Annotated in this window: 12 protein-coding genes; 2 read left to right on the top strand and 10 right to left on the bottom strand. The window is 60.5% G+C overall.

Features of this window, described 5'->3' with window-relative positions; translation table 11 throughout:
* The first annotated feature begins 70 nt into the window (after nt 1-70).
* Complete coding sequence (locus tag DBAC_RS17135; protein ID WP_015775583.1) at nt 71-523, top strand: hypothetical protein; 453 nt, start codon at nt 71-73, stop codon at nt 521-523.
* Here the strand turns inward: DBAC_RS17135 and DBAC_RS17130 are convergent.
* Both DBAC_RS17130 and DBAC_RS17125 read right to left on the bottom strand, forming a co-directional pair.
* Nucleotides 503-1,357, bottom strand: a complete 855-nt coding sequence (locus tag DBAC_RS17130; RefSeq protein WP_015775582.1) for a histidinol-phosphatase — start codon at nt 1,355-1,357, stop codon at nt 503-505. The two genes, DBAC_RS17135 and DBAC_RS17130, sit on opposite strands and share 21 nt — an antisense overlap.
* A complete protein-coding gene (locus DBAC_RS17125) occupies nt 1,354-2,748 on the bottom strand; it encodes an aminopeptidase P family protein (RefSeq protein ID WP_015775581.1) in 1,395 nt (464 codons plus the stop codon). Before DBAC_RS17125 ends, DBAC_RS17130 begins: the two co-directional genes overlap by 4 nt.
* A gap of 154 nt (nt 2,749-2,902) precedes the next feature.
* Between DBAC_RS17125 and DBAC_RS17120 the strand changes: the two genes are divergently transcribed.
* Nucleotides 2,903-3,541 carry a thiamine diphosphokinase gene (locus DBAC_RS17120; RefSeq protein WP_015775580.1) on the top strand — a complete coding sequence of 213 codons (639 nt, stop codon included), beginning with the start codon at nt 2,903-2,905 and terminating at the stop codon, nt 3,539-3,541.
* Between the two features lie 172 nt (nt 3,542-3,713).
* Here DBAC_RS17120 and proB read toward each other — a convergent pair whose 3' ends face one another.
* The 8 genes from proB to DBAC_RS19270 all read right to left on the bottom strand — a co-directional run bounded on the left by proB (nt 3,714) and on the right by DBAC_RS19270 (nt 10,821).
* Nucleotides 3,714-4,868, bottom strand: coding sequence for a glutamate 5-kinase (gene proB, locus DBAC_RS17115; protein WP_015775579.1), 1,155 nt, complete (start codon nt 4,866-4,868; stop codon nt 3,714-3,716).
* The gene (obgE, locus tag DBAC_RS17110; protein WP_015775578.1) at nt 4,852-5,889 is read right to left on the bottom strand and encodes a GTPase ObgE; all 1,038 of its coding nucleotides are present in this window, start codon (nt 5,887-5,889) and stop codon (nt 4,852-4,854) included. The genes proB and obgE overlap by 17 nt, the downstream gene beginning before the upstream one ends.
* A 101-nt stretch (nt 5,890-5,990) precedes the next feature.
* The gene (gene rpmA / locus DBAC_RS17105; protein WP_015775577.1) at nt 5,991-6,257 is read right to left on the bottom strand and encodes a 50S ribosomal protein L27; all 267 of its coding nucleotides are present in this window, start codon (nt 6,255-6,257) and stop codon (nt 5,991-5,993) included.
* A gap of 15 nt (nt 6,258-6,272) precedes the next feature.
* Nucleotides 6,273-6,584 carry a 50S ribosomal protein L21 gene (rplU, locus tag DBAC_RS17100; protein ID WP_015775576.1) on the bottom strand — a complete coding sequence of 104 codons (312 nt, stop codon included), beginning with the start codon at nt 6,582-6,584 and terminating at the stop codon, nt 6,273-6,275.
* Between the two features lie 151 nt (nt 6,585-6,735).
* On the bottom strand, nt 6,736-9,372 hold the full coding sequence (locus DBAC_RS18185) for a hybrid sensor histidine kinase/response regulator (RefSeq protein WP_015775575.1): 2,637 nt from the start codon (nt 9,370-9,372) through the stop codon (nt 6,736-6,738).
* The gene (locus DBAC_RS17090; RefSeq protein WP_015775574.1) at nt 9,369-10,094 is read right to left on the bottom strand and encodes a ComF family protein; all 726 of its coding nucleotides are present in this window, start codon (nt 10,092-10,094) and stop codon (nt 9,369-9,371) included. Before DBAC_RS17090 ends, DBAC_RS18185 begins: the two co-directional genes overlap by 4 nt.
* On the bottom strand, nt 10,088-10,648 hold the full coding sequence (locus DBAC_RS17085; protein ID WP_015775573.1) for a flavodoxin family protein: 561 nt from the start codon (nt 10,646-10,648) through the stop codon (nt 10,088-10,090). Before DBAC_RS17085 ends, DBAC_RS17090 begins: the two co-directional genes overlap by 7 nt.
* Complete coding sequence (locus DBAC_RS19270; RefSeq protein ID WP_153304569.1) at nt 10,645-10,821, bottom strand: hypothetical protein; 177 nt, start codon at nt 10,819-10,821, stop codon at nt 10,645-10,647. The genes DBAC_RS17085 and DBAC_RS19270 overlap by 4 nt, the downstream gene beginning before the upstream one ends.
* Between the last annotated feature and the right edge of the window lie 18 nt (nt 10,822-10,839).

Genomic DNA, 10,839 nt, shown 5'->3' with positions numbered 1-10,839 from the left:
CCTCTTTTTTTCACGTGCTGGACGGCGTCGCCATTTGACTTTAACCAGCCCCCTCCCTATCAAAGCCCCCATGCCCCCCCATTTCCTCGACCGCCTCACCCCCCGCGCCTACCCCCGCACGCGCCTGCTCACAGCTGCCATTGTCTGGTCTGCGGTCGGTATGTTTCTCTCCGTCAAAGGGATTTATCTTTCTCGGGAAGGGTCTTTGTTTTTTACCTTGGCTGTGATTGCGACTGGGGTGGCGCTGGGGATTGTTAAAGGCAGATTCATTTTGGACCGGGTCGCAGGCAAGATCATTCTTCATATCGGCGGCAAGCCTTCCCGCGCCTGTTTGGGCGGGCTTTTTTCCGTTCGGAACTGGATGCTTATCGCGGTCATGATCATATTCGGACGGACTTTAAGCTTGCTGCCGATCGCAGCGGGCATCAAGACCGGACTCTATGTCATGGTCGGCAGCGGCCTGGCCTATTCCAGCCGGCTGCTCTGGCGTGCCTGGAAGACCTCACCCGCAGAGATTGCGTAGAACCCCATCACCAAAAGCCTCCGGCCCTTTCATATTTCGCGCCGCGAGCACCTCCTCTACCTGCTCAAACCCGTAGCCCACATCCGCCACTCCGTGCGCGTCATCGCCGTAGGCAACGCCAATCCCAAGCTTTGCGGCAGCGTCCAAGATAGGGGCACACACATAGGGTTCGGGCTGGCCTTTCAGCAGGGCCCGCGCGTTGATATCAAGAATTGCTCCGGCGTCGCGGAGCCACTCCAGGTTGCACATGACCCGCTCCCAAACTTCCGGCAGCGCCAAAGTTTGCAGATAGTCCGGATCATGGAGGCGGATAAGATCGAAATGCCCCACTACCTCCGGCCTGGTTTCCCGCAGCATTTCCAACTGCTCGTCAAAATAGGCCGCATACATCCGGCTTGTCCCGCCACAGATCGCGGAAGCCTTGTCGTAGGCATCCCTGGAAAAATCAAAACACACGCCTTTCACGTGGTGGACCGAGCCCACCACGTAATCCAGCCCATGGTACCGGCGCAAATCAGCCACCCACCGGGCGCAGCCCGGATACCATTCACTTTCCATTCCCACCAGAATGCGCATGCGGTCCTTGTAGTTGCGGGCAAGCTCCCTGGCTTCGGCCACATAAAGGGCAAACCGCGCCTCCATCCAGCCAGCTGACCGGCCAAGCTCCACTTCATCGGGATACAGCCCGGCGTCGCCAAAAGGCGGCATATGCTCGCTCAGGCCAACACATTCAAAGCCGGCCAAATGATACGCCTCAACGATATCCGCCAGCGTATCGCGGGCATGATCACAATACTGGCCGCTGTGCCCTCCGTGCAGGCTGATCTTTCTCACGATGCGGCTCCCATGCGCTTGCAAACATCCTTGGCGCTTTTGGGAATGTCCGTACTCAAGACATCCCTGCCGTCTTCGGTAACCAGCACGTCGTCCTCGATGCGGATGCCGCCGAAATCCAGATAGGCATCCAATGCCGCATAGTTGATGAACTGTTCCAAGCGCCGCTCTTCCCGCCACTGCCGGATAAGGGCGGGAATGAAGTAGATGCCTGGTTCAACGGTCATGACAAAGCCGGGCCGAAGCCTGCGGGCCATGCGCAGCCCGGACAAGCCGAACTGGCCGGAACGCGTGAACGTGTCGTCATAGCCGACGAAATCCTCACCCAACGCTTCCATGTCATGCACATCAAGCCCCAGCATGTGCCCCAGGCCATGCGGGAAAAAGAGGGCGTGAGCCCCGCTTGCGACGGCCTCAGCCGGATCGCCGCGCATCAGTCCAAGGTCCGACAGCCCCTGGGCTACAACCTTGGCTGCGGCCAGATGGCATTCCACAAAAGGCACGCCGGGGGCCATGCGCGAAGTGCCCTCGGCCAGGGCTCGGAGCACAATTTCATAAACATCCTCCTGCCTGGCCATGAAACGTCCACTCACGGGCAGGGTTCGGGTGATGTCCGAGGCATAGCCCAAAGGCGAGACCACTCCGGAATCGACCAGCAGCAAATCACCGTCCGCCAGGATCTGATCGTGGCTGTGGTTGTGCAGCACCTCTCCGCGCCGGGACAAAATCATTGGGAATGCCACCCGACTGCCACGCGCGAGAATCAGTCCCTGCGAGCGACCGTAAAGCTCCATTTCCGAGATGCCGGGAACGCAGACCGCCATGAGGTGGCTGTACATCGCAGCGGAAAGCGCGATGGCTTCACGGATTTGCGCCACTTCCATTTCGCTCTTGATGCTACGCAGTTCCACAATCCCCTGCACAAGGACGCGTGAGAATCCAGTTTTCGCCCCCCGGGGCGAAGCACCCAGCAAATCGGCCAGAAGCAGGGTCGTGTATCCATGGTAGGGCGGTGGATAATGGACGCTTCGCCTCTGCCCTCGCGCCTGCTGCACGGCACTCGTCAATCCGTTTAAGGATTCACAGCCTGCAATGCCGGACAGGGCGGCCAATTCCGAAAGCGAGGGGACCGCCCCGCTCCAGATGGTATGCTCCATGCCAAGCACAGGGCCGAACAGAAACTCTTCCCCGCTCTCGCAGTCCAGCCACAGGCAAAGACCTGGAGTATCCAGGCCCGTGAAATAAAGAAAAGAACCGTCCTGGCGAAAGTCGAACGTGTTGGCGGGATAGTTCATGCCGATCAGATCATTGCCGGGCAGCAGAATACAGCCGCTTTTGACAAGCCTCATCAGCGCGGCCCGGCGGGCCTTGTATACAGAGGAATCGAACATTGAAGGCTCCTGAAATGAGGAGAATAATCGGGGCCGGAGCGCGGAATGGCCGTGCATGCCGGCGTCTTGCCTTGTTTGGCGCGTATGATTACCTAGAAGCTTCGTATCGGGACGAACCCGAAACGGCAAATTCTCTTTTTTCACGGAGACGCGCATGCACTGGGTTCTTTTGGCCAACGGGCCCCTGACTCTCTCGCCGGTCATCAGGCAGGTCATTTCCACCGCCGAAAGGCTGATCGGGGTTGACGGCGGCAGCAGGCATTTACGCGCCATGGGAATGCTTCCGCATCTGGCCGTGGGCGACATGGACTCCATTTCCGAAGAACTGCTTCAGGAATACCGACAGGCGGACGTGGAATTGCACCTGCATCCACCCAAAAAAGACGCCACGGACCTGGAACTGGCGCTCGAACTGGCCCTCACGCGCGGCGCGTCCCGCATCTCCATTCTGGGAGGCACCGGGGGCAGGCTCGACCACACCCTGGGCAACATCTTTCTCCTGTCACGCTGCCTGCCCGCAGGAATCCCGGCCTGCATCATGGACCAGGAACAATGCGTGCACCTCACGGATCAATCCCTGACCTTGAGCGGCGCAGTGGGCGATACCCTGTCACTGCTCCCGGCCACGCCCGAGGCCAGCGGCGTGAGCCTCACCGGCCTTGAATATCCGCTTCAGGATGCCACCCTGACCTTCGGCACAAGCTGGGGCATGAGCAACGTCTTTGTCGAAACCCAGGCCACCGTGACCCTGCGCAGCGGGCGGCTGTTTGTGTTTCATCTTTTCAGGTCCTGAAATTTCCCACAGGGCACCCGGCCCTAATCGGCGTCTGAGGGACGGACACGGACCGGCACGGACTGGCACGGAGCGCGGGAATCTCGGCTTGCGCGGGCGTAAAAAAAGGCTTCGTGCATGCAAAATGCAGAAGCCGTCCTACCCGGAGCGCGGTAACGCCTCGCCGGAGTCTTCAGAGCGAACTATCGAGCACCATATTGTCGCGATGCACAACCTCCTGATGCGGGCAGGGCCCCAGGATCTTTTCGATTTCGGAACTGCTCAAACCCTGGATCTTGCGCAGTTCCACGGCCTTGAAGTTCGTCAGCCCCACGCCCACGGCGCCGCCATCGAGGCGCACGATCCGGACCAGAGCGCCCATGCCGAAAGTGCCTTCCACACCGGCGATACCCGCAGCCAAGAGGCTCTTGCCCTTGCTTGTCAGAGCGCGAGCCGCGCCATCATCGACGACGATGCTGCCGACCGGGTCCAGGTGATAGGCCAGCCAGAACTTGCGGCCCGAGAGCATCTTCTGCGTCGGCGCAATCCAGGAGCCCAGGTCTTCCAGATCGAACACGCGCTCCAGCACGTGCTTCTGCCGCCCCGAGACGATCAGCGTCGGCACGCCGATGCTCGCGGCGCGGCGGGCGGCCATGAGCTTGCTAAGCATCCCGCCGGTTCCGGCCCCGGTCTTGCCCCGGCACATGGACTGCAAATTGAGATCGGAAATGTTTTCGATGCAGGGCACAAAGAGGGCGTCGGGATTTTCCAGGGGATTGTCGTCAAAGACGCCATCGGCGGAGGTCAGATTGATGATCACATCGGCCCCGACCAGATTGGCGACCATGGACGAAAGGGCGTCGTTGTCGCCGAATTTGAGCTCCTGCACGGCCACGGTATCGTTCTCGTTGACGATGGGGATGACCTTCCAGTCCAGCAGACGGCACATGGTGTTGCGCGCGTTCAGAAAACGCTCGCGGCTGCGCAGGTCATCCTTGGTCAAGAGGACCTGCGCCGTGATCTTCTCGTAGTGCGCGAACGCCTCGTCATAGCTGTGCATGAGCCGGCTCTGGCCCACGGCTGAGGCGGCCTGCTTATGCACCATGCAGCCGGCGGCCTTGTCCGCGCCGAGCACGCAGCGCCCTGCGGCCACGGCCCCGGAGGTCACGAGCACGATCTCAAGGCCCCGGTCATGCAGCCCCGCGATCTGATCGGCCAAGCGGTTGACCACGCGCGGGTCGAGGCCCTTTTCCGTGGTCAACACGGCGCTGCCAATCTTGATGACGACCCGTTTGGCCTTCTCCAGAATCCGGCGGCGCTGCTCGCGCCAATCAGTCGATAGTTCCATGTTCGGTTTCGTCCTTGACGGTCTGCAGATGCAGATTCCACATGGCATCCAGCACCACGTCCACTCCGGTTTCGTCCAACGCCGACATGAAGTACACCTTGAGCCCAAGCCGGTCAAAGGCGGCCCGCACCTCGGCCAAGCGCTCCTCGTCAGCCAGATCGATCTTGTTGATCACGCGAATCTGAGGCTTCTCGCCCAATGCCGGATCGAACTTGCGCAGCTCGTCGTCAAGGATGTGGAACCCGGACAGGGGATCTTCCACATTCACATCCTCGATGCTCAGGATATGAACCAGAAAGCGGGACCGCTCCACGTGGCGCAGAAAGGTGTGCCCCAGGCCCTGCCCCGTGTGGGCGCCCTCGATGAGACCGGGAATGTCCGCCACGACCAGCTTGCGCTCATGCTCGTCGATGACCACGCCCAAATTGGGCGCCAGCGTGGTGAACGGATAGGCCGCGATTTTCGGCCGGGCCGCGGAGATGCGCGAAATGAGGGTGGACTTGCCCGCGTTGGGCAGCCCCAAAAGCCCGACATCGGCAAAGACTTTCAGTTCGAGGCGGATGTACTTTTCCACGCCCGGTTCTCCGGGCTGCGCGAAACGGGGCACCTGCATGACGGAAGACTTGAAATGGGTATTGCCCTTGCCTCCGCGCCCGCCTTCGGCCACGACGATCTCCTGGCCATCCTTGGTGAAGTCGGCGATCAGCCGCTCCTGACCGTCCACTTCCTCGAAAACCTGGGTGCCCACGGGCACCTCGACGATCTTGTCCTCACCGGCGCGACCATAACAAAGCCGTCCGCCGCCGGGCCGCCCGCTCTCGGCTTCCTGAAAGGAAGCGTGACGATAATCGTAAAGAGTCAACAGATTGTTGTTGGCTCGCATGATGACGTCGCCGCCCTTGCCCCCGTCCCCTCCGTCGGGACCGCCCCTGGGCACGTATTTTTCCCGGCGGAACGAAACACTGCCCTGACCTCCGCTTCCGGAACGGATGATGATCTTGGCTTCATCTACAAATCTCATGTTCTCTCCAGGTCCGGGTCGCACAGCCGCCGGACAGCAAAAAAAGCCGCCCAAGAGCACTCTCTTGAAGCGGCTTGAAAAAGGCTTGTGCTGGACAAAGCCTAGACAGCAGGAACGATGTTGACCCTGGTCTTGACCTTGTTCTTGCGGGTATACTTTTCAAACTTCACGACTCCGTCGATCAGCGCGAAAAGAGTAAAATCCTTGCCCACGCCAACGTTAACGCCGGGATGAACCTTGGTGCCATGCTGACGCACAAGAATGTTGCCCGCCAAAACCGTCTGGCCACCGAACTTTTTCACGCCAAGCCTTTGGCCGGCACTGTCGCGCCCGTTGCGTGAACTACCACCTGCTTTTTTATGAGCCATTATTTCCTCCCGACACTAGGCCTGAATGGATTTCACTTTCAGGGTTGTATAATCCTGACGGTGACCCTGGGTTCTACGATAATCCTTGCGGCGTTTCTTTTTGAAAATGATGATCTTCTTGTCACGACCATGCTCAACCACTTCGCACTGCACGGCTGCGCCGTCGACGAAAGGCTGACCGATCTTGACGTCGGCGCCGGTTCCGACAAGCAGGATTTTGTCCAGAGTGAGCTCTGAACCGGCCTGCACGTCGAGCTTGGCTACCTTCAGACTGCGGCCTTCTTCCACACGAAACTGCTTTCCGCCCGTTTCCACGATTGCAAACATCTTGCGTCCTCCAAAATATTGAACGACGTGGCTACCTCTTCCGAGGCGCCCCGTCAAGACTTTCATAACGCTATAAAGCCGTCCGGAGCAGGACAGCTGTCGAGAGGGAGGATGCAAATAAAACGAAACCCGTAGAGCGTCAACAAAAACTTCAAGAACACCATGTGCTCAGAGTCTCGACCAGATCCTGCAATCTGTAAGGCTTGGCCAGGTGCCCGTTCATGCCCGCCTCCAAACTCTTGCGCTGATCCGACTCCAGGGCGTGGGCGGTCAGGGCGATGATGGGCACGTTCAGCCCCATGGCCCTGATTTGTCTGGTGGCTTCCAGTCCGTCCATGAGCGGCATCTGGATATCCATGAGCACGATGTCGAAGGCCTGCCCTGCCGCAAGGGCATCAACCGCGTCCTGCCCATTTTCGACCATCTGGATATCGCTTACGTTCAGAGTGTTGAGCATCTTCACCAGCAGGCCCCGGTTGAACGGGTTGTCCTCTGCCGCCAAAACCCGGACCCGACCGAAAGAACGCTCCTGGCCGTCAATGGCAGCGAGTTCTTGCGCCGGTGCCGGCGCGGACACGTTCATGACCAGGGTGAAGGAAAAAGTACTGCCCTGGCCGGTCTGACTTTTTACCGAGATACCGCTGCCGCCGAGCAGGCGGACCAGACTGTTGGCGATGGTCAGACCCAGGCCCGTTCCGCCGTACTCACGGGTCAGGGAGCCATCCGCCTGTTCAAAAGAGACAAAAATTCCCTTCTGCCGGTCCGCAGAAATGCCGATCCCGGTGTCGCGCACGGAAAAACAAAGCGCGGCCTTGCCTCCCGCGTGGGCCTCCCCGCGGACGGAAAGCTCCACGCCGCCATGCTCCGTGAATTTGATGGCGTTGCCGACCAGGTTGACCAGGATCTGCGTCAATCGGCCGGCATCCGTACTCACCACCTGCGGCAATCCGGCAGTAACCAACTGCAAATCAAGACCTTTTTTTTGCGCCTGCTCGCTAAGCATGGTCCGCACGCGCGCAAGCAGCCCACCCAAATCGACATCCTCGGGCGCAATGCGCAGCATGCCGGCCTCTATCTTGGAAAAATCAAGGATGTCGTTGATGATGACCAGAAGGCTCTCGGCGCAAACGCGGATCCCCTGCACGCAATCCGCCTGTTCGGTATCAAGGCGGGTCCGGGCCAGCAATTCCCCATGGCCGAGGATGGAATTCATGGGCGTACGGATTTCGTGACTCATGTTGGCCAGAAACATGCTTTTCGCCTGGGAAGCGGCTTCGGCCCTGCGCCGGGCATCGACAATAGCCGTGACCTCGATGACGCTGACGATCATGCCGCCAAAAGCTTCCTCGCCCAGAACAGGCTGCATGCGCACCACCAGCGCCATGTCCCGGAACGATTCCAGCTGGATTTCACGCAACCGGGTCCGGGGATTTTCCTGCAGGGCGCGCAACCCCTGCGCCAGCTGCGTCCCGAGAATCCCGTCGGGGAAAAGGTCCCAGACTTTTCGGCCCAGCAGATCATGGGCCTTGGCACCCAGAATTCGACACAGGCTCTCGTTGACTTCAAGCACGCCGCCGCGCTCGTCGGTCAGGGCCACGCCTTCATTTATCCCGGAAAGAAGCGACTCCAGACGCGATTTTTCCTGCAACAGCTCGCGCTCGGCCTGCTTGCGCTGGGTCACGTCCATGAAGACCTCAAGGATCAGGGTTTCCCCCTGCAGAATGACCGGGATGGAGCTTTTGATCACATCCAGGGTCCGCCCTTCCAGCGCGCGCATGCGCACCTCGTGCTCGAATTCGATCCGGGGCTGCCTTTCAGGGTCATCGCTTTGCACATTCTCATAGAACATGTCCCAAGGGACGTGGCGCTCGAAAAACCAGCCGGGCTCGATATCAAGCAGATTGGTCGCGGCCAGGTTGACCCGGCGGATAATCCGGTCCTGGCCCAGGATGGCGATGCCCACCGGCAATGCCTCCAAAATCCTTTCCATGCCCGCGTTGGCTTCCACCACGGCCGCGCCGTCTTTTTCCCGCGACCGGAGCATGTCCGCAAAGGAGAGCATGATGCGCACGCACAGCGTGACCATGCCCGTCAGCAAAAGAACCACCAACCCGCAAGTCATGGCCAGGATTCGATTGGCGTTGGTCTGGTGGTTGTCGATGGCCCGCGCGATCCGGACTCTGATGTCGCGCTGAAGGATTTCGGCCGTTTTCGTCGCCTGGCTGAACAAAACTTCCGTCTGTTCACGGACGGCCGCCAGATCCGGACTGACCCCCTCGTTTTTCGACGCGTCCAGGGCGTGCATCTGGGTGCGGATCATAAAATGCCCCTGGTCCGAAATGTCCCGCACCACGGGTACGAGCTTCGAGGCCTCTTCAAGAAGCTCAGGCGGCATAGGCTGGGCCAGAGTGATGATCTGGCCCACAGGCTGTCCTTCAAGGCCCTCCAAGCCAAGCTCGCCGCCCTGGTGCATCACGACCAGAGCCCGCCGCGAAAGCATGAGCGCCTTGTCCGTCTCGACTTCAAGAGCAAAAAGACCGGGCAAGTCCGGGGCCGAAGACAGGCGATCAAAGCCCAAACGCGCCGAGCTCATGGCAACGCGAAAAGTCTGGACCAGATCCAGATGAGCCTGCTCCGCCTTCATCAGCAACTGATGATCCCGAATGACCCTGTAGCGATAGGCTTCCTTGGCCCCCAGCGCCATAACTCCCAGGAGCATGAGCGTCAGCAGCCCCAAGACCCGCCGCTGGCTCTGATGCCCGAAGTTCCGGAAAGAAAGATTCTTCATACCGCCCTGCCCAGAAAAAAGATGTCCACGCGCCGCGCTTTCGCAGCCAGGCAGGCCTTGGCACAGGCCGTCAGGGTCGCGCCCGTGGTCATGACATCGTCGACAAGCAGCACGTGCTGCCCGGACAGGCTCGCGGCCGCCTCGAAAGCGCCCGCGACGTTGCGATGCCGCTCGGCCCGGCCCAGGCTCGATTGGGCACTGGTGTCCCGGATTTTGCGCAGACCGGAAAGAAGAGGAGGCAAGCCGATGACCTTGCCGAGCATACGCGCCAACTCGGCGCTCTGGTTGAATCCGCGGTCAAGCACCCTGGCGGGCAGCATGGGCACGGGCACGATGCAGTCGGGGCGGGGCAGACAGTGCCGCTCCCAGGCCTCGCGGATCAGATCGCGCAGCAGCAGCCCTAGACCATGGTCATGGCCAAACTTGTGCTGGTGGATAAGCTCGCGCAGCGCGCCGGAGTAGAGCCCGTGAAAAGCCACCCCCGACCACGGGGGCTTGCCCTGGCGACACGACAAACAAGAATATACAGGCGTCGCGGGGTCCGCGTAACAGATTCCGCAGTCAGGGCAGTAGCCGTTAACACGCGGGGCCAGGAGCGCCCGGCAGTTTCGGCACAACGGAAATGCATCGGCATGTTCGAGCACCGCCGCGCAAAATTGACAGCGGCGTCCGAGCACATGCAGCACGGCGGCGAGCCCGCGTGAAAGCCCCGCCCCTACCATCCGCTGCTCCTGGCCAGATCTCGCACGGCGTCCGCGGCCGCGCGGTCCCGGGAAAAATCATCAGCCCCGTCCAGACCGCGCAGGCAGAGCGTCTTCTCGATACGAAAATCAAAAACCTGCAAGAAATAATTCAAGGTCGGCAGGATCCCCGCAAAAAGATTCTCGCCCCGTGTCCGTCCCGCCACCAGCACGACATAGGCGCAGCGAAGGGCTTGCGGGGTGCGCAGCCCGCTCTGCCGGGCCATATATCTGGACTGGGCGCGATCAATCCAGGCCTTGGCCTGGCTTGGCAGATGATAAAAATAAACCGGCGCGGTCAGAACCAGCCCTGAGGCGCGGTCAAGCCGTGAAAAAAGCTCTTCGGCCCCGTCCGCGCCAATCCTGCACAGGCCGTCTTCGGCGCAGCACCCGCACCCCGTGCAGGGCTCGATCTGATGTTCGCGCAAAAAAACGGGCCGAGACTCCCGGTCCAGACTGCGCGCGAAAAGAGCAGCGGCATGATCGCTGTTTCCGCCTGCCCTGGGGCTGAGGGACATGATCAGAGGTTCGTTCATGGTCGGGGCTTGCGGACAAATTCCGCCCGCACGAATTCACCGACTTCGCGCAGGCTCAAAGTCCAATCGGTTTCTATATAAAGCGCGTTCTCGAGCTGGGGCACCACGCCCGGCTTGACCCAAAAAACCTGCTTGTCCGTACGGCTGAAACGCAGCTGCCAACTGGCATCCACTCCCACGTGTCAGCACTT

The sequence above is a fragment of the Desulfomicrobium baculatum DSM 4028 genome, assembly GCF_000023225.1.
GTDB lineage: Bacteria > Desulfobacterota > Desulfovibrionia > Desulfovibrionales > Desulfomicrobiaceae > Desulfomicrobium > Desulfomicrobium baculatum.
Note: the sequence above shows the minus strand (reverse complement) of the source record. Positions and strands in the feature narration are given on the sequence as shown.